Origin of the sequence: Candidatus Nitrosocosmicus agrestis, assembly GCF_008389435.1 — an archaeon.
GTDB classification, from domain to species: Archaea; Thermoproteota; Nitrososphaeria; order Nitrososphaerales; family Nitrososphaeraceae; genus Nitrosocosmicus; species Nitrosocosmicus agrestis.
In genome coordinates this window covers 1-24,321 of record NZ_VUYS01000002.1, presented here as the reverse complement: position 1 = coordinate 24,321, position 24,321 = coordinate 1, and the positions used below count along the sequence as shown (strand labels likewise).

Here is a 24,321-nt window from a genome sequence, read left to right as displayed (position 1 = left end):
AAAGTTGCAAAGAGTGAATATCAGGGTGAAATTTAACTCAAACTAATAGTTATCGTCGTTACATTTTTTGATAGATTTTCTTCAATGTCTATAAATTAACTAAATGGTTCTTCGCATTCTTTGATACCTTAGATGCTAACGCAACTGGAAACCTAGAATTTCTAAAAAGATCAGTAGAAGTTTATCAATCTTGTGTAGATAATAGGAATGGACTAGGAATATTTGCCATGTGGAGCCTAAGAGGGGATTTTCTACTAAATGAGACCATCTGCACTACACTACCTTTTTTATTTTATTATGTAAAACCTATACTAGCGAATTAGATATTGAATTACTAACTTTGAGTGTTAAAATAGGTCAAATTTGTTTCACATAGCACCGGGTCCGGACTTGGTTTCGCATAGTGAATTACATAAAGCCTGACCATATTAGGACTATCAAAACAAGATGCTTTTTAGAATCTTCTTACCAAAGATTGATTATCAAACCCATGTGGATATCCTCATGATTGTCACCGAACCAGCTACTAATATTTGGTACCTATAGTATATAATAGTAAGAAATAACTTACATGAAATTAAAGTTTTAATTTATATATTCGTCTGACTATGGGCCTACCCAGTTAAAGGATATGTGCTTACTCGAACTGTTCTCTCTAGTCCACTTAAAACTCATTGCATCTACTTCGTCTTTTATCGCTGCTTCCCACATGTTGTGATAATGCTCGGACCAACCTCACTTCCAGGTGGATTAATAGTTTGAACCCTTTTTCCTAGTGGGTCATTGGACCTTCTAATGCTACTGCATTTGCGAAAACTTTTCTTGGTATCTCTGCACTCCAATAAGATAAATCCTTACAAACCTCAAATCTTGTGGGGCAAAAGCAATTCCTTTGATACCTTGTAATATATCTTTAATTAACCTGAACTGGAACTAAATTTGAATGGGTATTATTACTTGTTTTTTGGACTCGTCAATAAACTAGGCTCCGACAAACCCAGCAATACTATTCCTAGACTTTTTGTATTTACATCAGATTTATCGCAACTGCAAAGAATTACTATTCCCTTCTGTTCCGATGGAATAAACCCGATGAAGGAATTCCATCCTAAGAATGATCCCTGGTGGTTAAGAAGTTCAATACTCAAATTTGAAAGTATCCCCCATCCCAAGGCTACATATTCGTAATAATTCAAGGGATTTTGCATTTGCACAGAGTGACGAATAAGGTGCTGTAGATGTATGGAATCGTCTAGGCTAGTGTGTAAAAGACCCATGTTTGCTGCAAGATATTTCAGCATATCGTTAGTAGTCGAATGAAAGGCTCCTGCAGCTGCTATAGAATCGGGAATCTTTGGAGTTAAAACCGTGGAACCATTGAGATGACCATCTGGGAGTCTATTCAATAATTCGTCTTCTGATAGACTAATTTTGGTATCGTTCATTCCCAAAACATTCAAGATCCTATTTTTAACAAGCTGTTCATATGTAGTCCCTTCACCTTCTATATGAATTAGAATCTGTCCCAGTAATCCCATTCCGAAATCAGAATACAGAAATTTTGTACCTGGTTTTGAAAGAAGTGTGGTATTTGACAACCCTTCATATAGATCGGAGATACTATAAGCAGAATTAATTTCTCCAGCAGTTTCATTCACCCATATGTTTGAAGGCATATAAGGAAGGCCTGATGTATGTGTAGCTAAATCGGCCAACGTAATATCAAATCCATTGAATTGAGGAGCAGATACATTCGTAGGTAGGAATTTTTCTATCGGGTCGTCAAGATTCACTATTCCATCTTTGACCATGTTTGCCAACGCTAATGTAGTAAATGTCTTTGTGAGCGAATCAATATCGTAAATAGTATTTCCATCTACAGGTGCATTATTAGTGTCAGAGATATTACCGAAACTATAAACTTTTGTCCCATTAGGATCGATAAATCCTATCACCATTGAGCTTTTTGACTTGTTTAATACCTTATTAATAATGAACTCTTTAATAGCAGGTTCGAGTTTATCATCGACATTCGTAACTTTTATTGTATCGGTTTTACTAACGTCCAATAACTTTGAACCGTTAGTCTCGTTAGATATTGATTTGGCCATCGCCACACTAAAAGAGTTAGCAAAAAGTAGTATCGAAATAATCATGATTAATATATTTGGTCGAAAACTATCATTACGCATTTTAAATATCAAATATGACTCAGGACGAGTTATCTGGTATTTATTTATTGCTATGGTCAAAGTAAGATATATGTTCTCCATTAACGTCATACAATCGATATACCAAGTAATGATAACTTAGCGTGTAACATAATTTTTATGATAATATGAATTATTTTTAATAAACTAGGTAGTTATAAGATTCAGTCGGTCTTAATACTCTTTAATGACATCATGAAATCTGATGTGTATGAAATCATATTGCAGAGACCCAGTTATTGAAGGAAACAAAGAATATTCAAAATATGTTTTTACAATAAAATGGTATAATATCCACACTCTTCACTTCGGTTCTAAACTATAGAAGATGTTTTAATATGATATAGTTTTCAATAACTGAATGAATAGCCCCAAGACATGTCATTAAAATCTGAACGAATCCTGCATCTAAATGAATCTCTCATAATTTTCATCCTTTTGCATCCCTGTTATAATAGACCTGGGTGACAAAAATGCGTCAACTTTGTTTCACATACCACCTAACCAGCTGCTATTTATGGTAGCGATGTGGGGACTAGGTATGCAGCGAGTGCCTTGAAGATGTCGGTGGCGATGCTCGTGCCCTCCGTGGCGTTCGGGCCGTGCGTGTTGTCGATCACGATCGAGATCTGCTGCGACGGCAGGTACGCGGCAATCCCTTCGTACCCGTTGAAGATTGGGTTCTGCAACACCCACCCATTGACGACGGCGATCCCAAGTCCGTAGCCGATCTGCCCAGGCGCACCCGGCAGGCCCTTTGACAGATCCTCGAGCTGCTCGCTTGCTGACTCCTTAGAGAGCAGCTCGCCAGTGCCGACCGCCTTGATGAGTGTGGTCATATCGCGCAGCGTCGACGTCATGATGAGTCCGTCGCCGAGGCCCCACGACGGACTCCATCCCGTCGACTCCTCGTAGACACCGCGCTCCGACGTGTACGCGTGGAGTGCGGGTGAAGGGATGGCCGGGAGCTTCGTGATATTCGTTTCGGTGAGCCCGAGCGGACCGAGGAACTTCTGCTGCAAGAGCTCGGTGATCGACTTACCGGTGATCTTCTCGACAACGTCACCGAGGATGATGAAGTTGGTGTGCGCGTAGTGGAAGCACGCGCCCGGGTCGCAGACGATCGGCTGTGCGAACGCATACTGCAGCAACTCGTCGTCCGTCCAGTGGCGGAACGGCTCTGCGAGCAGCGCCGCCTGGAAGGGCGGGTTCTCCTGGATGTAGTCGGGGTAGCCGGAGGTGACGCTCGAGAGCATCCGCAGCGTCACATTGTCGGCGTTCGGGTACTGCGGGAACCAGTTCGACAGGTTATCGTCGAGGCTGAGCATGCCCTGCTCCTGCAGCTGCAGCACCAGAGTCGTGAGCATGGGGATCGCCATGGCGCCGGGACGGAACTTCATGTCGGGCGTCGCCGGCACTCCCTCCTGGGAAACTCCAAGACCCGCATTGACGATGGTGTCGTTGTCGACGTCAACGCGCAGAAGCACCCCCTTGGCGTTCTCCTTCTGCATGACGCCCTGCGTGATCGAGATGATCTGCTTCGACACCTCGGCCTTGCTCGTGCACGTGCTGCCTATGTCGATCTGGTTCGACGGGCACTTCGAGTTGGTCGTCGTTGTATTGGTACCCATAGTAGAATTCGCAAGCGTATTGTTTACTGCAGTCATATTCACAACTTGTCCCATTGCTGTAGTTGGAACGAGTATGAATGCTGCCAGCACAAAGCCTAAGCAAAAGGGTTTCATTTATTGATACTCCGGTTTCGTCACGAACATACCCACGGCTTCCATCGAACTAACACTAAATTGATTCACATCCAGTTCTTTAGGAATCCCACCAATTACAACAGATCGATCCGCGGGTTCAATGACCGTTCCATTATTATCTCTTGTAGAAATATTCCACACAAAATTACCTTCACCACCATCTCTTATGGAGATATGACCTTTTACAATAGCTGTCGCATATAATTTCAACGAATCTTGAATTATTTTTCTACTTATAACACGTAATTCACTTGTGCTATCTACTGTTATTGCGGACCCGATCATATTTTCAAATATGTCGATTGATATAAAAATTTTTGATGTTATTAGACAAAACCAAGAATTATCGGAAAATGTCTATCAATAACGGGTCTAGACTGCTAAAATAGTTAATTCCTGGAGCAATTTCTGCATTGAGTTTATATTAAAATATCCATTCAAGAACTTATCCATGCTTGGAAGATTCGAAAGTCACTGATGAATACCAGATATTAACTGGTGCATAAGATAGAAAGATTTGTGAATCATTTGTGGATATAGAAATGCACCTATGATCCAAACTTCTAAAATGTCGTGTTTTATGAGGATATATAATTTTTATAGAAAGTGGACATTCTTTCTTACAGTTATCGATCTATCAATCATATTTTGTTTGTATCCATACTAACTTTGCGTTAGGATTGGGCCATTTAAAGTCCAATTTGTTATTAGTCCCCATACGCCCAAACTAAATGTTACTAAAAATGGTAATAATATTGACTTGGATTCAGGTTAGCGCCATATTAGTAAAACTATCCATTCCAATATGGCTTTTATGTGGTTATGATCTTTAAGATGTAGTTTTTACTTCGGTTATCCAATCACAAGTAATACCAAGTTTCTCATGATGTTTTCTTACAGATTCCTTGTCTGGAGCATCCAACAAACAAAACAACTTATCTTCTTCTTTATTATACAGAATGTTCTCATGTACTATTCCAAACTCGTCTTTTGGTTGATTTTGTGCTTGTTTGAGCAAATCTTCACTAACCTGTCCCATTTTATGAGCATCTAGAAATTTTGGCATGACAGTTATATATTGTGCCGATATTTAAGCATGTTTTTGAAGATAGTTATCTTTTCTGAGATAAACATCCTTGTCCTAAGACTTGATATATTACAGATTATATACTATCTCATGACTTATGCAACAAATGTCGCCGTTCCTTTTGGTACCGCATATAATGGGGTAATTATAGAGAAAATCCAAAGGTTTTTAATTAAACATTTGGAATGGTAAAACTTGAATGTCTTTTCCAAAAAGAAAAATTAGGAATCAGAATTCACTATATATAGAGTTTTTTAATATTTAGAACTTGTAACGATCGAGAGAAAAAGATTGAATTGAAGCATCAGATTAATACGTAAACTTAATCAAATACGTTGTTTGTTCTTTAGGATGGAAAATACATTCTGTCATGAGTGGTTTTAGGTTAAGGTAGACTAGGTTCAACCTTAAATCGTATCCAATCGTATCCCATTGAGCACGCATTAAAAGTTTGTTACTTCTTATTACAAATAGATTACAAACTGATTATGATATCAAAATAAAAAATTATTTTATTAAACCTATGTGGATATTTTCATGATTACCACCGAACTCGTATAGTATACATGATAATTAAAAACTGAAAATTCTAAATGATCTTTTGAAGCTTACCACTTATGGCAAAGATGCTAAGGGGACTACTATAACTGCGAATGTGATGTTTGACACGGCATACGAAATTAAGAAAGCAAATAGAGTAGTAATTACATACCTATGCTTTCAAACGACTCGTCTCATCATTCTAAATGAGGGAGTCAATATTGAGTAGTATCAATAAAGTATACTCGGTCTCGATTATCAAGCAACCTGAATATGAGGTGGCGAGTTACAAAGGCAGTTTTTACATCTTCATTCTTATTTTTCATCTTGTTGATAAATGAAATGTCAGATAGGGTATTACCTATCCAAGTTTCTTATTTTAGTTATTCATAATTTTATCATATTCAATCTAAAACCTTGGTTAAATCTTACAATCAATTTTAATAGATTCAATCACATAATTACAAATATGATTCACTATCTTATTAAATATGAAAAAATATATTGAAATCCTATTTGTTTAATATTATAAACTTTTATGTATTTAAATTCTTATGGAAAAATCCATAAAATTACTCAATTCTGCCATTTTGCTATTAGTGCCTTTACTTTTAGTTGGTTCTTCCATTGTGGCTACAAGTAGTCAGTTACAGTTAGTATCAGCTCAAACAAGCCAAGGAACAAATAGCTTTTCAGCAGCAGGATACACTGGGCAAATATTAACCCTCCCGCCAAGTATAACCCAAGTTCCAGTTTCACAAAATGAATCATCAGTTGGTCCTTCTATCGGATCAGTAATTGGTGGTAATTGGAGCTTTACAGTCTCAGATGGTAACTTGCAGAACTTTACATGGAATGCAGTTGCATATTCATTAGCTGGAAAACCAAATGGAACCGCTTCAATAACAGGATTTACTGATGCAAAACCATTAGGGTCGTCTTCTGATTCTATCGCATTAGATGGTAATAGTACATCATTTGCTGGTACTGCAAATCTGGAAATCAATGGTGAAACTGCATTTGAAAATGTGCCTGTAGCATTGTACCTATTAAATGGTAATATAGTTAGTTTGACTCTGAGTCAACAAGCAACTAATGGGCAGTTCTCAGTGCCTTTATATGGTATTGTTACCTCGTTGACTCAGCAATAGGATTAATAAATTTTAATCCTTTATAATATTTTTTTTAATACTTCATTCGCGATTATACGAAAAGTAGAATTTTTTTGAGATATTTTTATTTTTTATTAAGATGGAAATATGTATGAATTTAGTTTTCCTGTATATGAATTAAAATTGAAAAATGTCAAATTTTGCAAACTCGCATATTCAATCATGGGGTGTATCTTATCCAATATCTCTTAGGGGAAAGATTGATACCATACTCTATATAACATATAGTAAAAGTAATAATCAAATCATTTTATTCAATCATCGATTCGAGTAAACATGTGAAATGTTAATTCAACAGATACATAAAAAAGTCATTTCGGTGTTGTCAGCAGGGTTTCAAATGATAATGATTTCCATGTGAGTGTTCTTTTCATATTGATATGGGTTGAAAATCGAGTCAAATTTGTTCCACATACCGCAGAACCTTTATACTATACGGAACTTAATCCCAACGAACCAGCTACTAATATCTAGTAACGAAATTATATAATAGTAAGAAATAGTTTATAATAAGGCTGTAAATTTTTTTTTTGTTTGACTATTTCTCTAACTATGGACCTGCCCAGTCAAAGGGGATGTGCTTACTAGATCTACCTGTTCTTTTCCACTTAAAACTCATCGTATCTACTTCATCTTCTATAGATGTTCCCCATGTAGCAACAGCAGCTGGACCAACCTCACTTCCAGGTGGATTAATAGTTTGAACCCTTTTTCCTGGCGGAGTCATTGGACCTCCTAATGCTACTGCTTTTGCAAGAACCTTTCCCGGAATCTCTGCACTCCATTGGCTCAAATCCTCAGAAATTTCAAATTTTATGGGAGCAAAATCAATTCCCTTGATCTCTCCTATCAACTTGGCAAATTCTGCCATAAATCCGCCAGCCCTTCCGCTAAAAATCATCTGAAGAGCATCTCTCTGTTTTTGGTCCGCGCGTTCGTCAAAAAATAAACCTAGATTCACCTTTGTGTTACCTGCCCAAATATTTCCTTCAAAGGCTCCTACACCTAGTGCATTCAAACCATCCAATGATATATCACCATAATATCCTTTGTTAATATGATATGCTAATACCCCCTCGCAATCTCCAAAGGTGGGTTCTTGAGCAAATTCGCAAGGACATGGAATTTTACATTTACAAACATCAAACCAATCTCCAGAAGCCTTCCAAGAGGGAATGCTATCCGACATAAAATTAGTTAAATATACTAAAATATAAAATTATCTAATCTTATAGGAAATTTTATAATTTATGTGTAATATAGTGAAAATAATTACAATTCAACCCTTTTTTATCTGATTTCTTATATCCATATCCATATCCATATCCATATCCATATCCATATCCATATCCATATCCATATCCATATCCATATCCATATCCATATCCATATCCATATTATCTTCCATTTTCATACCATTATCATCATTATCTTGATTTGAACCTTCCATTATCATTGTATTCATTTTATTCTGTGAATTGTGCATTCCACCGTCTTCTGTTGCGATTGATAGCATTCCTGTTATTGATAACATGCCTATTATTACAAACACAATGCCAGTTACCCTTGCGATCCAAATTCCTCTGGACCAGACTTTCTCTGCAAAAATTATTAATGCAAACAATCCCATCCATAGTAAGTTCATCCATCCTAATGAGACCATAAGTAAAAAATAAGGCCAGCAACATCCAAGACAGTATATCCCGTGGTACAGACCCATCATTAACCCATCTTTCAACTGTTTTCCTTTCCATCTTTTCATAAAAAATGACAAAGGTGATTCGCAATAACCTAAACATCTCTTCTTCAATGGGCTAAATTGGTAAATTCCAGATACAATGAGCAAAAATCCCGACACAATCGCAAAATCATGTACACTATATCCTACTAACAGATTATTCATAATTATAGACCAAAACACAAGCAACATAACACCCGTTGATGCCCAGACCAACAGGTATGTTCCTACAAATCCTGATGTCTTAATAGCCATATTAGAAAGATGTGCAAATGATCTGACATTTTGTCCGTTTTCCTTTCTTTCTGGAATATCTGTATGCTGATTGAATTTACTAACCATCGACAAATTGTCATTTTTATTTTTATTTTTATTATTCTTATTATTGTGATCGTTAGAAATTACGCGATTATATAGTAACACCATTGGAATTATAGCTGGAAACATCATGGCTGCCATCCCGATAGTCCAACTTATTGTAAATATAGAAACTGCTATTGGGTTTAGAGTCATCATAGTCTCCATCATGTCTGGCTGTTTGATGGAAAAAAGCCATGTAATGGCAGATATAGAAATGAGAGAGGTGAATATTATTTTTTGAGATTTGTCCAAAGGTGTAACACTCTTAGAATAAGGATTTCGGATTTGTAGGGTAAAATAGGACTGCTTTAAGGTCCATTGTATTCTATGACTGAGTAAAGCGCATTCTTACCCGAATGGTCATAATTGAGTTGAGGTGTAGTAATTTTCATTCCTTTGGTTTTTGCCATTTCTGCAAGTTTCCAGACAAACCCTTTAGGCAATTGTATTCTTGTATCTTGTTCTTCACCAGTGACTGGATTAACAAAGCTTTCTGACTGCACATCTATGATGCCAGGAACAGAAAAACTACTTTTCTTACCGTCTATCTTGACTAACATATCTACAAACTGTGGTTCTAGGAAAAACTTTATTGTTCCTGCAAATAATGCGAAGGGACCTTCGCCTTTAGCCTGACCTGAAAAAATAGATATTATGGCATTTCTTCGTTCGTTGTTAGTATTATTTTTTGATATAAATAATTGAGCAGTACCGTTTCCTTCATGGATTGCTTTTGGCCATGAGATGGCGGAAATTACATCAATTCCATCAAGACTGGTATCACCATAGTTTCCTGAGCGAATGTGAAATAATACAAGAGTTCTACAGAATCCGTTGGACGGAAACCCGTCGAAATTACATGGACATCCATAATTACAATTACAGGTTTCAACATAATCTGCTTTAAATGTCCAAGCTGGGATTTGATTTAAAGTAGAAGTCATATTCATTTACTCTAATCGAAATATATTAATTTTACTATGTACTAGTACCACGATCGATTTAGATATTAAGATTGTTTGAACTTTTTTAAAGGAGAGTTATTATAACATCATCTATTGTTTTTGACATCGGATTCATGTGGAATTGCCCATGATTTCCACTGAACCAGCTACTAATTGATAGTAACCAAAAGAATAATTAATTTAGAATAATCACCACATCTATTCTTATTGTAAATAAAGTGAATTCAAATTTCGAACCAAATTTGTTCCACATACCGCAGAACCCTTATACCATACGGAAATTAATCCCGCAGAATAACCGATGAGTATAGAGAAGAGAAGGGTCTAGTTACAACCGGACCAAAATAACTAATTTATGGTAACAATATGATAGATTTGTTGGTATGATATATTTTGCCTCATCAATACCCTGAAGCATTATTTTTTAACACAAACATGCCAATGAATATCTCAACTTAAAGCTACGGCAGGCATCTGGAGATACAGGTGCATATCTTTGATACGAAATAGGCATTCTTATAAAATTCTGTAGGCAATAATATTTAGTCTTATAAAATCTAAGAACCAACGATTATTTGATTTATTATTACATTTTTCAACTTCATCTAAAAATAATTCCAAGAATAGATCCTTCAGCTTATCAAAGTCCTCTCCATTTTTTTCAGATAGACGATCTAGGTAAGATTTGAGTACGACTGTTTTTACGAATTTAGAATATATCTGGCGATTTGGAAGAAAAACACAATCGCTATTAGTATTTGTCCTTATATTTGTGTAACCTATTTCTCTAAGTAATTTATTCGTCTCATCAATCATTGGAAAATACCATGGCTGTTTCCAGTCGGCAAAGTACCTTTTAAATTGACCAAGTTGTGTAATTTGTTCCACTAAATGGATTATCTGTTGTAGATTTCCATAACCACCACATTGGATTAATAATTGACTATTGTTGTCATTATTACTGTTGGTACTCGTTGGTCTTAGGTTTTCCCAAAAACTTTGAAAGGCTTTTCTATGATCCGTTATCCAATGCAGTGCAGAATTAGAAAAAATGACATCAACCTTTTCTGGAATCGCTATTTCAGTAAAACTAGATTGTATTATTTCAACGTTATCAAAGGCTTGGAGATTGGTTTTTGCTTGTTTAATCATATTAGAATCAATATCAACAGCATAAACTTTTCCTTTTGAGACTTTTTTGGCTAATTCTTTAGTAAGCAAGCCTGATCCACAACCGGCGTCTATCACAATTTCATTTCCATGCCATATTCGACCACTAATTAACTGTTGACCCCATTTATATTGAACTAACCGCGATACTTCGTCATAGGTATATGCATCCCAAGAACCTATTTTATTATGTTCCAATGTTTTTACACTATAATTCTTGCCTAAATCATTATTAATAATTTTACAAACACTGGATGCTAAAAGATCGAATATAATGATCGGCCTCATTCTGATAAGTTGAAGATGAAAGTTTCAATCATTGAAAAATATTTGAATATTTATTATTAAGATATCTTGACACAATCTTTTATTTTGTATTAAAGTAGAAAAATTATGAGTTAAACTTAAAGCTCTTAATTATTTGTTGACCTGTAGGTAATGTTTCTGAAACATTTGAAATGGGTGTAGTGAAATGTAATAGATATTGTTTATCTCCATAAATCACAGTTGTTTCAGAATCAAATGTTCCTAATCCATGAATAAGATAGGTTAATTCTTTTGCAGGTAAACCATCTACCGTTGTTGCATTGTTTGTGAGTATTTCAACATCTAGGTTACCATAAAATGACTCTGGATCTTGTAAAAATGTAATCTGCTCCGAAACAATTTTGTCTAAACTATCACGTGATGCTGCTAGGGATGTATTGTCTAATGATGTACCTACTTGAAGGGGAGAAATATTAAGATAGGTAATATTTAGAGGGTTTGTTTCACCAATCGGCTTGAAAACAACTAAAGTATCAGATCCATAATAAGGAAAGGTTGAATTTGTTGGAGCAATTTCCCAGCTCGAAGGATAGTTTACTTTAAATTCTGCATTGTTAAATGTTTGTAATTCTGTCTCCTGAGATTCTACATTTGACGTTTCAATGAGCGAGGTAATTAATAGTGCTGATAGAATGAAAATACTTGATTCTTTTAATTGACTAATCGTGTTGATTATGATATCACATTATTGTCACACTATTTAAAATTAATTTGGGTCGCCGTTAGTTTATAGCGAATTTCTGATTTATTTGTTCTATAAAGTCTTGTCAGATGAATTAGTAATAGGATAGGAGGTAGGATTTTGCATATACATATGCTCACATCTACATCTTAACCCATAGCCTAAAAGATACTCATGAGGTGTTTAAACTAGGAAACAAATTCAATTATCTTGTAGCACCAACAACATGTCTTAACATTCTTGGGCTACTCAAAAGAGGCTGTGCTTAAAACATTTTGAGATTACAACAGAATGTGTACCCATACCTACAATCCGACTTCATAACCCGAGTAGACCTAAACCAAAGAGGTTAAGAGCATGCCAAGAAAAAACAAAATACATGCAGTTACAATGCTAGGCACTCAAACAGGCGTGTACTCTTGTGAAGATTTCAAATATAGGAAAAAAGTACGTAAACACATAGTAGAGGTAATGATTAAAGTAGTTGGGATAGTATCATCATCATCATCATCATGAGCGACCTCGACCCCAACAAACAACCCGAGAAACTTGAATTACAAGCTAGACAAATTGCTATGATACTAGAAAGATGACCATAACCAAAAACCAACAAATAGAGCTAACCAGAAAAATTTTTAAAATACTTGGGGGTGAGAAGAACGTATATAATTTACACTTTTACTGGAATAAGGGAGACGGGTTAGAGTTTTACACTGGTAGTATATCAAAGGTTCAAAAGAAACAAATCAAAAAATTGTTTGATAGAAATAGATTCTACATATTGGTAGAGAATTCAAAACCTAACCCACTAGAAACATATCATCCTAACAATGGTTTACACTTTTGGATATACGAAAAGCCCACGTATAAAAACCCGACAACATAATGAGCCTTACCATACAAGCGCTCCATTTTTTAACACCTCATTATATTTTAGACTCCCCTCTCTGTCTTTTATCTTTTCTAAGAAAAAAGAATCTGCATAAATCAATTTCTAACCTAAATAATGTGGATTTATCAACAAATAATAATTTTGTTACGTACACTCATTCTCTAATAAAAACTAAAATGTACTTTACCTGATGTTGCATTAATTCTTATTCGACTTAAACTTATACCTAGAGATTTTGGATTTATCTGAATCATTATTGGTTTGAATAATATTGGCGAAAGATTTTAATTTTAAATCTCAATCGAACCCGAAACTATTAATTTCAACCATATAAGAATAATTGAACTAAAATAAACATCTCACATCTATTCTTATTGTAAATAAAGTGAATTCAAATTTCGGACCAAATTTGTTTCACATATTTTCGATCCTTTTAGTTTATCCAAAAGTCTTTTTTAATAATCTAATTATTACTTGAGATAAGTGTGTTGTATTTGTATTTCAATCAAAAGGGATTTCAAAAAATGAATATTCTAAATTTAATAATCATAATTTCATGCTGTATGATTATTGCTAGTTTTAATTCCCAATCGTCATCAGCAGTTAGCAATATAGAAGAAGAAGAAGGAGGAGGAGGAGGCGACCAAAACAACTCACAACATAATCCTGAAATTAACAATAGTTCTTTGAGCAAACCACAACAAGATAAATTTGCAATATTGAACTTTGACGATGGTTGGAAAAATCATTATAAAATAGTCAAACCCATTCTAGACAAATACAATTTCAAGGCTACATTCTACAATGTTTGTAACTATGTGGAAGCAGGGGAAAATGTGGATGAGGACAAAGAAGACAATGCTCGCATGAATTGGAACGAAATAAGAGAATTGAAAAATGATGGAATCGATATAGGTTCTCATACTATGAACCATGAGGATCTAGAAGGCTTATCATATACTGAAATTGAATACGAAATCGGAGAATCAAAGAAATGCTTGATAGATCAGGGGATTAACGCTACGACATTTGCTTATCCTTTTAGTAGCGGGACTTATAACGAATTTGTTATCAACACCATTTCAAAATACTATGATCTAGGAAGAAGCGGAGGGAGTACTTTGATGTTTTTACATTGCGATGAGTGGCCCAATAAATCAGATCAGAAAAACTGCAGAACTTTCAATGAAAATGGAGAATTAAATCAAGTTTCAAGATATTCTCTTCTAAGATGGGCCCATCAAAATGATAGAGGCAACAACGATCAGGAATTGTATGACAACTTTATTGAATTTGTCAACAGTCAAATCCAGTATAATACGCCTAAAGATAACAGTGACCAAAATAGTAGTCCTCTTTCTGTTTTAGCGATTCCAATCATTGTATATCATAATGTTGCTGACGAATCAGAGGGCAAACTAACAATTAGTTCTAATCTTTTGGAAAAAGAGATAAAGTATCTTTATGACAATCACTTTAAGATAAAAACAATGTCAGATTTAAAATATAACTCTACAAAAGATTTTCTATACATAAGGGATTAATTCCATTCCTCTTTGATTTATGCCAAGTCATTGATAATTGTAGATTCATTAGAAAAATATTTTGATAAAACGATTGAGGATTGAATGTTATGTCTTTATTGAAGGCTAATGAGGATTTGGTATATTATGCAGAAGGAACATTAAAAAAGAAAGGAATTTCCTCTCTAGGCGATTCTGGTGCTTTTCTTTTTAAAAATCAAATTCAAAGTCTTTTAGATTATGAGGCTTCCTTACCACGCCAATTTAATATCAATCTTAAAGGAATATGCCTTTATCATCTCAATGATTATGATAGATTATCTATGGATCAAAAAGAAGAAATAATAAAACATCATGGTATTGCAGTTGAAATCTAAAACAATTGGATTATAAAAGTTTCAATTTCTTTGTTTGCAAAAGTAGTGCTGATTGTTATGATTATTAATTTTCTAATACAATGTTTATCATTTTGCGTAACTCAGAAAATGAGATAGGCTTTTGAAGTAACCTATCAACATTTACAGCTTGAAAATCAGGTTTATTTTGCAAATCTCTAATGTCAAATGCAGTCTTAGAAAATATCTTGACCTTTTAGTAAATCCTTTGATCTTTTTTTGCTAATTCTATTTCACACATTTGGGCATGCTCATATCGGTAATTAGCAGCAAAAATTTTTTATGGTTATTTTCAGTGTTCCAAGGCTTGCAGAGGGTTAGAAAAAGAATGGAATCATACCTATTGCTTTAATAAAATCCTCAAACAGTTTACCTAGTTTCCTCTTCATCCTCTTCATCATCTACTATCATTACGGCGAGACCAGAAGCCAATGACGAAACCATAGATCACAATTGCCATAATCTTCTTATTTATGATTGTTGATTGCTAAACCAAGAATATCTAATCTACCAAGAAATAATCTACTTATGCAAAATTTTTGGTCTCATAAGCAGGTCCTTTTAATTGTCCAGTTTTAAATAATTTATGATTTTGACGCTATTTGATTAAGAATGTATCTAATTAAATTTAATGATAATAATAATTGTACAATAATTGCGCATTCTGATGATTCTTAGTTATCACCAATACTAGATTAAGCTGTGAAAAGCGAAAGAGAAATTCAAGCCAAACTATGAACTTGAAGGATTTCATAAGAAAACGGTTCATGTGATAGAGGAAATGCAAGGAGGAATCCAGGCTCTACAATGGGTGCTAGATAAATTTGATAGATTTATGACGAACCCACAGACCCATTTTTTAATTCATGATTCAACAATCAACTCATCTAACACGACCGATTTCTTCTATCAAATAATATCTGAGATATTCTAATTATTTGTATTTATGGCATTTAGCAAAGAAATATGACGTTGTAATTATATAGATGCGGAAAGAGAATGACAAAATACTAACATAACCAATTAAGTAAAGGTGAGTTAAAAAATGAACATATTCAGTTACACAGAATATACATCCACTCCAAGTAGTTTGTCATTTATTCCAAAACATCGGACGAGGGTAAGTATTAATCTATGAGAAAATATTGTGCTTAATCGAGTAGTCAATCATGTCTGCCAAAAAAAACTTTTTCTTATACTATTTAGATTTTGATGGCCACAAAGGAGATTTGTAACACGTTTATTCTAATGTGCCATGAACATCTATGTAAATATTTTATAAGACCACTAATAGGAATATAATTTTTATAATCCATAAGAATTTTATAAATAATATTGTGCATCCAATTTATGCAAACATATATAATATGAAGATTGAAATTGTGTATAATTGACAAGGAAAACAAAACTCGAAGTCATTATCCCAGTGTATCAAAAGGGCAAAAGAGTTAGGCGTCCCTTGTAAGGTGATTTCAATCAGTTGCTATTTGAATTTGGTTAAATAAAGACAAAGGAGATAAATTTGCTATTTTCGACTTTAGAATGTTATTATATTGTCGTTTCAGTCTTGCATTTTTAGGTTTCAGTCTTAATTTTCTTTTACAGCATGGACAATTATTATAATCGCAAATCAAGAATATCTCACATGTTGGACATCGTTTTTGTCCATTCGCATACCTTGCGCTTTTTGAATTTTTATCAATGGCTTTATAGTGTTTACAAATGTTTTTACATGCCATTACCTTCGATTATTTGCCAAATAATAGAAAAACATGATGTTTAAAAATTGTTTGTTAATCTAAATAGAACTATAATTAAAAGAAGTTAATGTGTTGATTTAAGTTTTGCTAAAAGAAGCAACTAGAGATTAATAGTGATAAGCGTTTCTAGTCAAAATTACTAATCGTCTTGTCAGGCCGATTTTGCTTTCGATTAGTATTCTATAAAGGGTTGATTTTGATGTCAAGGTCTAACCCTCATACCCTTACGGGACTTAATCCCACAGGAGCGATATTTGAGCAGTATAGTAATTAATTGTTGATGCATTTATATTAAGAAAAATATCTGAATATTTCATCGACTCTAAAACGATGTTGTTATGTTATGATCTTCTGATACATTGAGACCTTGATTGCCTGAAACGTTGGGGTGGGATTATTATTTGGTTTTTCAAACTAATAATTCTAACAATTATGTCTCCAATTCGAAATATTTCTTAAATCGACTATTAACAAAATATTCTACACAATTAGATATGCTAAAAGATTATTATATTACCCACTTTAGTAACATAAACCTTAAATAGCAATTACTATAAGGTTGCGTTACTCATGTACTTTAGCACTATAATAGTTTTTTACAACTACAGAGACTGTAATGTAGAATTTAAACTAAGGGGAATTGTTAGAAATGGTCAATCAATTGGGGTATACATCCTGTGATCCACAAAATAGAACCATTAAATAACGGAGACATAATCTTCATTTTCACTTTCTTTTCACTTTGTATGATCGCGATGATTCCAATCGCACCTCAAAGCTCAACCTTCAACTCTCTATGGAATGGATTCTTGAATCCACAAATCGAAGCACTTGCACAACCTTTGCTTCGGGACCAACCTTCATCTCTGGACGGTATGAACTATTCAAAGCCTCAAGATGTATACAGCAAAGACGGAGTTTTGAAAACTGCCATTTCAGTTGACTATCTGATAGGAAACCTTGACAACAAGTCAATTGTTTCTATGGCTTATAATGGTTCTATTCCTGGACCTAGCTTGCATGTTTATCCAGGAGATAGAGTTGAAATTGAGTTGATAAATAATCTTAATGAGTCCACCAACCTTCATTTTCATGGATTGCATGTGTCTCCTACAAATAATTCTGATGGAAGTGCATCGGATAACATATTCCTTAATGTTGAACCTGGTAAGACACAACTTTATGTTCTCAATATTCCAAAGGATCACCTTCCAGGATCGAATTGGTATCATTCACATTTTCATCAACTTTCATATGGACAAGTCTCGGCAGGTCTGTCTGGCATGTTCATTGTTGAAGGGTTAGAAAAGTTATTACCAGAGCCATTACAGAATATCACAAAACAAACCTTTGCCATGAGAGATATTCCATTCGACCAAGCATTCATTACTACACACCACAGTATAAGCAATACAAATACAGGCACTGAAAGAAATACCGTTAATGGAGAAATCAATCCTGTCTTTAATATTTCGTCGGGAGAGACTCAGTTATGGCGTCTTGCAAACATAGGTCCTGAGAATGAACTCGCGGTCGAACTCCCGGGTAATACGTTTTATGTTATAGCAGAAGATGGAAGTCCTGTTTGGGAGGTATGGAAAAATGATACTCTTTTTCTTCCTTCTGGAAAGCGGTTTGATGTGCTAGTGACTGCGACAGGTAACGGGTCTATTCCACTTAATAACACATTTGGTGAACCGTACGGCACTTGGAACCATAATATCATTGCAACCATAAATATACAAGGCAATCAGAAGGATGCAGAGAATTCAACTATCATTCCAACGAGTTTAAGGGCTAAGGATGACCTGAATCTTGCAAACATTACTAATAGTCGAGTCCTTAATTTCTCGTCAGACGACATCAAATGGACATACAAGATTAATAACGCAACGTTTGATCATAACAGGGTAGATCAAACAGTAAAGGTCGGAACTGTGGAGGAGTGGAAGTTAGTAAACCTTGACGGAGTAAATACCACAAATATTCATCCATTTCATATTCATGTGAATGATTTTCAAGTAATTTCAGTAAATGGAAAACCATATGAAGCTCGGGGATTACAAGACACCGTCATTATTCCAACTGGCGGTGAAGTGGTTATTAGGATACCTTTTAATGATTTTGTGGGAAAGACTGTGTATCACTGCCATCTGATGTTTCATGGTGACTACGGGATGATGGGTATTGTGGAAATGGTCAAATAGGTGATGAAAGATGAGGATTAGCAAGTTGAAGACAAACACTTCCAAAAAAATCGCAGTTGTAACTTTGTTTTCAGTAATGACCTTTATCTTAGCCGGGCTTATAGAGGTGACTTTGCTATCCGAGTCATCTGCTGTAGCACAAGAGAGAGACCGAGAGCGAATTGACCCAATTTCGGAATGTTTCAAGGAAGTCGGCGAAACGGAAGTAGCCCCTAACGGTATTCGGAATTGGACCGAAAGCACCAGGGACTTTGTCTCATTAATACCAACTGACGACACGCTGACGTTAATAAATAATAATGTAGTCGGAGATAGCAGCCCAGTAACTGATATGACTGGGATATGGTATGTGCTAATAAATGGAAACAATACAGCTCATGACAGGCAGATGGTATTGGACGAGGTTAATAGTCTTTTGGCAACCTCCAAACCAGGGTTTACCAAAATACAACAAGACTTGCTAAGTAGATGCATAACTAACGAAACAAACTCTTTAGGTCCTACACCAAACTATTAGGACCGCACCTCTTAAAGTAATATAATCGCCTAATAGTTGCTAAAACAAAAATATAAACGGAGTAAACTAGAGGAAAGGAAAATATTATATTTGAAAGATATTTTGAGTTTAACTGCCTATTTATGATCTATTCCTGATCATAAATTTTTTAGAAAAATTAAGTTAACCATTTCAACAATTTAATTGAAAATAAGGGATCAATTACACGGTAAATCATCAACCCTGTTACCTTAGGTAGTTTTTTAATCGAGTTCCGATGTTCTTATTATTTTAAAAACTCTAGAATCTGTCTGTGTCTAGAATAAAATACATTTTATTAAGGTTAGATGAGCTAAATCAAGAATTTGATATTTGTTCTAGTTGCACATTGCTCAAGTTAACATGACCTTAATAATATGAGAACATTTATGTGAATTTGATACGCGTGATTCAAAGTAGACAACCATTACTTAGTATGATCCAGCGGTTAAAAATTAAGGTCAAATTTGTTTCACATGCTGCCGAACCCTGTATCATAAAGGATTTAATCCCGCCGAACCAGCTACTAATAAATAGTAGCTTTATAAGAATAATCATTAAATGTATTTGAAAATAAAATAAAGTTGATTATATCCACAATATTGGGTATTTGTCAACTTATATTGTTCGTAACCCATTCCTGTCTTTAAAACTCTACGCTGTTATCCTGCTCTGTGGACTGATGTTGAAGAGTCGAAGTCTGAATACATTTGATCATTTCCAAATGTCCATCCAAGTTATTTTCTCTATTTTCTTGAGCTTGGATATTTGTGTTGCCACCAAATCCCAATATTCTTTCAAATAGTAGGGGTAGTGGCTTAGATGGAGTATTGGCAGGATTTACAGTTATAGTAACACTATCAGGTTCGCTTTCAATACCTTGCTCATTTGTTACTACGATCTCAATCATTATAGATTCCTGAGGTTCTATATCTGGTGTAGTAAAGGTTGGGTTAACTGCTGAAGGATCATTTACGGATATAGAAGGTCCACTCGTTTGAGTTCATTGATATGTTGGTGTTTTTTTGTCTATTCACTTGCACTATGTATATATATTTTTGTCGATGCTGTATAGTATTAGTAAATTAGTGGTAAAAAATAGGAGGTCCGTTTTATTGCTTTAATTACAAAGAACTATTGCAAAGAGGATAGTCAAACTAACCGAAATAACTTTTCTAAAAAGAGTTAAAAATTATGGAGTTAGGTCCATACAATATGCGAACGCTTGTGCTCTCACGGTTTGCGGATTAGTGGTATCTCCAACAACAGTAACTTGGATAGTGTCCTCATCTATAGGTATCACATTGTCAGCAACTAATCTGAATGCTGGACTAAAGCCGTCTGCCCTTGATGATCCACCAGTTAACATGTCTCCAGGTTCACAGCTGACTTCAATAATGACAAAATTTGATCCATCTGGATTAGTTTCTATCTCGCTTTGAACAATATACATACGAGGCTCAAATGCGGGTCCTGGTGGTCCTTCAGGTCCAGCGGGTCCTGGTGGTCCTTCAGGTCCAGTCATACCTATGGGTCCCTGTGGTCCAGTATCACCTTCAGGTCCTTGCATACCTGTTTCACCTGGAGGTCCCTGAGGACCGGGCTCTCCTTGCAGTCCCTGTGGTCCTGGTGGTCCTTCAGGTCCCATTGGTCCAGTATCACCTGTATCGCCCTTATCTCCTTTTGGCCCAGGTAGGCCAGTCTCACCCTGTGGTCCTTCAGGTCCAGCGGGTCCTGGAGGTCCCCTTTCACCTTGTTTTCCAAGTCCTATACTATTTGAAGATAAATTGTTACAGCTTGCAAGATTATCGTCTCCAGACACACATTGTGTCCCTTGACTACTTTCTTGACTACTCTCATCACTCTGAGAGGCGTCATTACCATCGCCATCCTGACCTATGACATTGTCGTTATCGCCGTTTGATTGAGCAAACGTAAAACTGTTTAATTTTGTCATTAATTCAGTTTCAGGAATTATTAGAACACCCAATGCTAATAATACAATGGTTACGGAGCTAATACCTTTATTTTTCACAAACAGTTACATTTCAAATAATTTTTATATATTCTGTAGAATTTGTAGTATCAAATTAAATTTGTAAAAGTTATTTGAATTCTTAACAGCTGTATTTCTTGTATAAATTAGTGTATAACCTGAAACAGTGAAAACTTCTAGCTATGATATTTCGTTTATTATTTCGTTCATTCAAGAACCTAATCTAGATAACATACATATGTATTCTCCTTCATAATTTCATCATCATTATTTTAGTTTTGTGGTTACTTTGCTAATTTTTATGGTAAATGCCAACTAAATAACATCAAATATACTGACACATTTTACAAACAATCTGTGCGATACTTTATTACCTAAGTTAATCGATGGTTATGTGTGTCTATGACTGACCATCACAAATTCCAAACCTTTAGCCCATCCTGGCGTGAATGAAGTGTCTAGATGATTGTGAGATGGTGATAAAATGAGTCAAATTTGTTTCACATACTGCCAAAAGCGAAGTGATATTAGTTCTCATAATACAAAAAATTTGATTCAAATATGGAATCGACCTGTTAAACCTAAATAATTAATATGATATATTTCTCTATATCATAATAAAGATAGTGAAAGACAGTTCAAGCTATGAAAAATATGATAATCTAAAACATCTTGTAGAAGTGAACGACGATATTTTGGCTGTTTTTTCAATTGTATCATCCGATATGAAGGAATTATATGTTGCCAAAAACGCTAATATCGATAAAAGCTATATTGAGTCTCTAATTCGCATTTTAAACTTAACACAGGTGACCTCTGATGAAAAGGAAAACAAAACAGAAAAGGATTTTGATATCATTTTAGGTGACTTAAAATGGATTGTAATAGAATATGAAAAGATGAGAATACTAAAAATATTGGAAAAAGACAAAACAATTTATGTTTTAATAAACAGTAACATACAACTAGAGGATACTGTGGATAATATTTTAGGATATTATTATGAATTAGATGAGATACCTAAAAGTCTATTCTAATTTAAATTAAGGAAAAAAATTGATACTAATGATGTTATTTATGGTGTTATACTATTACATTAAAAACAATGTCATAAAAAAAGGTCTACAACATGGCAGCTGAATCGGTTTTTATTCATATCATAATATCGCTTTCTATTCTTCTTTTTACTGCAAAAATATTTGCAGAAATATTTCAGCGGATCAAACAACCAGTTGTTTTAGGCGAGCTATTGGCTGGAATTATTGTTGGCCCATATGCATTGGGGGGTATTCCGTTATTTGATGGTCAACCTCTTGTCGTTCTTGATGAAACTGTAAAACACATTGGAGAATTAGCTGCAATCATTATCTTATTCATTGCAGGACTCGAAATTACACCTAGAGAATTTCTTAGAGGTGGCGTAGCATCATTTACGGTTGGAGCATTAGGGGTGATTGTTCCATTCTTTGTAGGCTTTATTGTTCTTTCATTCTATGGGCTAAATACATTTGAAATATTGCTTATAGCTACTGCATTAACAGCTACAAGTATAGCAATCTCTATTCAAGTCTTGACTGAATTAGGAAAAATGCAGTCTAAAGAAGCTAGGCTGATCTTAGGAGCAGCGATAGTAGATGATATTTTAGCTATAGCAATATTATCTGTAGTCGTGACAATGGTGCAATCGGGTGATGGTATACCACAAATAATGGATATCGCGTTTCTAATACTAAAAATCCTTGGTTTATTTGCCGTTTTACTGATTAGCGCTGTCCTTATAATCCCAAGGATATTGCACAGAGAAAGATTATGGAGATCAAAAGGAAGTATTGAAGGAATAACTACAGCTATCTTCTTTGGTATTGCTGGTCTTGCAGCTTATGTTGGCCTATCGCCGATTGTTGGTGCATTTGCTGCTGGAATGGCTGTTGCTAGTACGAAGTTAATCAAACAAGTTGAAGAATATGCGCATAAGTTACAGTTTATTTTTGCACCTTTGTTTTTTGCGATTATAGGAGCTCAAGTTGATCTTAGAGGTATTAATATTGAAGTATTAATTATAGCCGGAATAATTATTACAATAGCAGTCCTTTCAAAACTTGTAGGATGTGGATTACCGTCCCTGTTATTTCTTAAGGATAAAACAAAATCAATGAGGGTAGGAGTAGGAATGATATCTAGAGGGGAAGTCGGATTAATTGTTGCTGGTGTCGGCGTTTCATCTGGAGTTTTATCTACAGACGTATATACTTCAATAATATTGATGGTAGCTGTTACTACGATAATTACACCAATCTGGTTGAAAAAGACCTATAAAAACAAATCTACTTCGGATATAGTTAAATAATCAGCTCGAAGTAGATACCTCCACTGGTACAAAGATATATGAAGTGAGTAACCCTATTCTAATTAGGTTCATTTACAGAACGATATCATTATTAGAACCGTCTAACCCGATACTAATTAAACGAAAATAATGTGACAACAAAATATACCTACAAGAGTTTATCTGATAATATGGTTTTAGTAATATATATCTGGCTGACTGTGGACCTTCCCAGATAAGGTGTATTGGATTACTAAACCTAAGATTTAACTATTTGTTTACTTTAGCAATCTGTCTGAAAAGGCGTTCAATGTCAAATAACCATTAATTTATTATTTCCAATTATGATCTTGTTCTTATTTTAAAAGTTGCCATAAATTGAATCTCAAAAGGTCTAAGAATATGGAGTATGATCACTCATTCGATATATGTCTGAAATATAACGTAATATTCTTATAAATTGCAAAATATATTTGAATATTTATGATTTTTTTTGTAATTCAAATAAAAATTGCATTATATAACTTTTTTATATGAATAATCGGCTCTGTTCATTTAAGGAATTCTTATAGATTGAAGATGCTTTATCTCCTTTATGTTTACCAGAAATAAAACACCTTCAAAGTATGTTTACTATGGGTTGCATTTGTACTTTTCAGGCCTATCCTTA

The 24,321-nt window shown here is 34.7% G+C and carries 21 protein-coding genes; 9 read left to right on the top strand and 12 right to left on the bottom strand.

Annotated features, from left to right (window positions below; genetic code table 11):
- Nucleotides 1–692 precede the first annotated feature (692 nt).
- The 5 genes from F1Z66_RS15130 to F1Z66_RS01035 form a co-directional block, all read right to left on the bottom strand.
- Nucleotides 693–842: a hypothetical protein gene (locus tag F1Z66_RS15130; protein ID WP_154670459.1), complete on the bottom strand. Its 150-nt coding sequence runs from the start codon at nt 840–842 to the stop codon at nt 693–695.
- Between the two features lie 111 nt (nt 843–953).
- Entirely contained in the window at nt 954–2,282 is a 1,329-nt protein-coding gene (locus F1Z66_RS01050; protein ID WP_149861755.1) for a serine hydrolase domain-containing protein, read from the bottom strand.
- Nucleotides 2,283–2,725: 443 nt separating this feature from the next.
- Nucleotides 2,726–3,841, bottom strand: a complete 1,116-nt coding sequence (locus F1Z66_RS01045) for a serine hydrolase domain-containing protein (RefSeq protein ID WP_159357378.1) — start codon at nt 3,839–3,841, stop codon at nt 2,726–2,728.
- A gap of 114 nt (nt 3,842–3,955) precedes the next feature.
- Nucleotides 3,956–4,261: a hypothetical protein gene (locus F1Z66_RS01040; RefSeq protein WP_149861753.1), complete on the bottom strand. Its 306-nt coding sequence runs from the start codon at nt 4,259–4,261 to the stop codon at nt 3,956–3,958.
- 544 nt (nt 4,262–4,805) lie between these two features.
- Nucleotides 4,806–5,042: a nickel-binding protein gene (locus F1Z66_RS01035; protein WP_148685362.1), complete on the bottom strand. Its 237-nt coding sequence runs from the start codon at nt 5,040–5,042 to the stop codon at nt 4,806–4,808.
- A 1,115-nt stretch (nt 5,043–6,157) separates the two neighbouring features.
- On the opposite strand from F1Z66_RS01035, the gene F1Z66_RS01030 reads away from it, so the two are divergent.
- On the top strand, nt 6,158–6,754 hold the full coding sequence (locus F1Z66_RS01030) for a hypothetical protein (protein ID WP_149861752.1): 597 nt from the start codon (nt 6,158–6,160) through the stop codon (nt 6,752–6,754).
- A 571-nt stretch (nt 6,755–7,325) separates the two neighbouring features.
- On the opposite strand, the gene F1Z66_RS01025 is transcribed toward F1Z66_RS01030, so the two are convergent.
- The 5 genes from F1Z66_RS01025 to F1Z66_RS16350 all read right to left on the bottom strand — a co-directional run bounded on the left by F1Z66_RS01025 (nt 7,326) and on the right by F1Z66_RS16350 (nt 11,939).
- On the bottom strand, nt 7,326–7,964 hold the full coding sequence (locus tag F1Z66_RS01025) for a DUF1326 domain-containing protein (protein ID WP_149861751.1): 639 nt from the start codon (nt 7,962–7,964) through the stop codon (nt 7,326–7,328).
- Between the two features lie 90 nt (nt 7,965–8,054).
- The gene (locus F1Z66_RS01020; protein ID WP_149861750.1) at nt 8,055–9,125 is read right to left on the bottom strand and encodes a DUF2182 domain-containing protein; all 1,071 of its coding nucleotides are present in this window, start codon (nt 9,123–9,125) and stop codon (nt 8,055–8,057) included.
- Between the two features lie 56 nt (nt 9,126–9,181).
- Nucleotides 9,182–9,817 carry a DUF1326 domain-containing protein gene (locus tag F1Z66_RS01015; protein WP_159357376.1) on the bottom strand — a complete coding sequence of 212 codons (636 nt, stop codon included), beginning with the start codon at nt 9,815–9,817 and terminating at the stop codon, nt 9,182–9,184.
- Nucleotides 9,818–10,354: 537 nt separating this feature from the next.
- Nucleotides 10,355–11,206, bottom strand: a complete 852-nt coding sequence (locus F1Z66_RS01010) for a methyltransferase domain-containing protein (RefSeq protein WP_159357375.1) — start codon at nt 11,204–11,206, stop codon at nt 10,355–10,357.
- Between the two features lie 193 nt (nt 11,207–11,399).
- Nucleotides 11,400–11,939 (bottom strand): PsbP-related protein, encoded by a 540-nt coding sequence (locus F1Z66_RS16350; RefSeq protein WP_438502934.1) that lies wholly within the window; start codon nt 11,937–11,939, stop codon nt 11,400–11,402.
- A gap of 435 nt (nt 11,940–12,374) precedes the next feature.
- Between F1Z66_RS16350 and F1Z66_RS15125 the strand changes: the two genes are divergently transcribed.
- The 6 genes from F1Z66_RS15125 (at nt 12,375) to F1Z66_RS00980 (ending at nt 19,311) form a co-directional block, all read left to right on the top strand.
- On the top strand, nt 12,375–12,533 hold the full coding sequence (locus F1Z66_RS15125) for a hypothetical protein (RefSeq protein ID WP_154670458.1): 159 nt from the start codon (nt 12,375–12,377) through the stop codon (nt 12,531–12,533).
- A gap of 73 nt (nt 12,534–12,606) precedes the next feature.
- Nucleotides 12,607–12,903: a hypothetical protein gene (locus tag F1Z66_RS01005; protein ID WP_149861747.1), complete on the top strand. Its 297-nt coding sequence runs from the start codon at nt 12,607–12,609 to the stop codon at nt 12,901–12,903.
- Nucleotides 12,904–13,433: 530 nt separating this feature from the next.
- The gene (locus F1Z66_RS01000; protein ID WP_149861746.1) at nt 13,434–14,453 is read left to right on the top strand and encodes a polysaccharide deacetylase family protein; all 1,020 of its coding nucleotides are present in this window, start codon (nt 13,434–13,436) and stop codon (nt 14,451–14,453) included.
- 89 nt (nt 14,454–14,542) lie between these two features.
- Entirely contained in the window at nt 14,543–14,809 is a 267-nt protein-coding gene (locus F1Z66_RS00995) for a hypothetical protein (protein ID WP_149861745.1), read from the top strand.
- Nucleotides 14,810–17,264: 2,455 nt separating this feature from the next.
- A complete protein-coding gene (locus F1Z66_RS00985; RefSeq protein ID WP_149861744.1) occupies nt 17,265–18,794 on the top strand; it encodes a multicopper oxidase family protein in 1,530 nt (509 codons plus the stop codon).
- A gap of 10 nt (nt 18,795–18,804) precedes the next feature.
- A complete protein-coding gene (locus F1Z66_RS00980) occupies nt 18,805–19,311 on the top strand; it encodes a hypothetical protein (protein WP_149861743.1) in 507 nt (168 codons plus the stop codon).
- 664 nt (nt 19,312–19,975) lie between these two features.
- Here F1Z66_RS00980 and F1Z66_RS00975 read toward each other — a convergent pair.
- Together F1Z66_RS00975 and F1Z66_RS00970 are read right to left on the bottom strand one after the other, a co-directional pair.
- Nucleotides 19,976–20,239, bottom strand: a complete 264-nt coding sequence (locus F1Z66_RS00975; RefSeq protein WP_149861742.1) for a hypothetical protein — start codon at nt 20,237–20,239, stop codon at nt 19,976–19,978.
- A gap of 282 nt (nt 20,240–20,521) precedes the next feature.
- Nucleotides 20,522–21,364: a hypothetical protein gene (locus F1Z66_RS00970; protein ID WP_230207392.1), complete on the bottom strand. Its 843-nt coding sequence runs from the start codon at nt 21,362–21,364 to the stop codon at nt 20,522–20,524.
- A gap of 587 nt (nt 21,365–21,951) precedes the next feature.
- Here F1Z66_RS00970 and F1Z66_RS00965 point away from each other — a divergent pair.
- Nucleotides 21,952–22,362, top strand: a complete 411-nt coding sequence (locus tag F1Z66_RS00965; protein WP_149861741.1) for a hypothetical protein — start codon at nt 21,952–21,954, stop codon at nt 22,360–22,362.
- A 92-nt stretch (nt 22,363–22,454) separates the two neighbouring features.
- Complete coding sequence (locus F1Z66_RS00960) at nt 22,455–23,672, top strand: cation:proton antiporter (RefSeq protein ID WP_149861740.1); 1,218 nt, start codon at nt 22,455–22,457, stop codon at nt 23,670–23,672.
- Nucleotides 23,673–24,321: the final 649 nt, after the last annotated feature.

Bases quoted from the DNA above. Each gene is read 5' to 3' on its own strand.
- F1Z66_RS01050 (WP_149861755.1), bottom strand. From the start codon at position 2,282: ATGACGTTAATGGAGAACATATATCTTACTTTGACCATAGCAATAAAT.
- F1Z66_RS01045 (WP_159357378.1), bottom strand. From the start codon at position 3,841: ATGGGTACCAATACAACGACGACCAACTCGAAGTGCCCGTCGAACCAG.
- F1Z66_RS01040 (WP_149861753.1), bottom strand. From the start codon at position 4,261: ATGATCGGGTCCGCAATAACAGTAGATAGCACAAGTGAATTACGTGTT.
- F1Z66_RS01035 (WP_148685362.1), bottom strand. From the start codon at position 5,042: ATGCCAAAATTTCTAGATGCTCATAAAATGGGACAGGTTAGTGAAGAT.
- F1Z66_RS01030 (WP_149861752.1), top strand. From the start codon at position 6,158: ATGGAAAAATCCATAAAATTACTCAATTCTGCCATTTTGCTATTAGTG.
- F1Z66_RS01025 (WP_149861751.1), bottom strand. From the start codon at position 7,964: ATGTCGGATAGCATTCCCTCTTGGAAGGCTTCTGGAGATTGGTTTGAT.
- F1Z66_RS01015 (WP_159357376.1), bottom strand. From the start codon at position 9,817: ATGACTTCTACTTTAAATCAAATCCCAGCTTGGACATTTAAAGCAGAT.
- F1Z66_RS15125 (WP_154670458.1), top strand. From the start codon at position 12,375: ATGCCAAGAAAAAACAAAATACATGCAGTTACAATGCTAGGCACTCAA.
- F1Z66_RS01005 (WP_149861747.1), top strand. From the start codon at position 12,607: ATGACCATAACCAAAAACCAACAAATAGAGCTAACCAGAAAAATTTTT.
- F1Z66_RS01000 (WP_149861746.1), top strand. From the start codon at position 13,434: ATGAATATTCTAAATTTAATAATCATAATTTCATGCTGTATGATTATT.
- F1Z66_RS00995 (WP_149861745.1), top strand. From the start codon at position 14,543: ATGTCTTTATTGAAGGCTAATGAGGATTTGGTATATTATGCAGAAGGA.
- F1Z66_RS00980 (WP_149861743.1), top strand. From the start codon at position 18,805: ATGAGGATTAGCAAGTTGAAGACAAACACTTCCAAAAAAATCGCAGTT.
- F1Z66_RS00975 (WP_149861742.1), bottom strand. From the start codon at position 20,239: ATGATTGAGATCGTAGTAACAAATGAGCAAGGTATTGAAAGCGAACCT.
- F1Z66_RS00960 (WP_149861740.1), top strand. From the start codon at position 22,455: ATGGCAGCTGAATCGGTTTTTATTCATATCATAATATCGCTTTCTATT.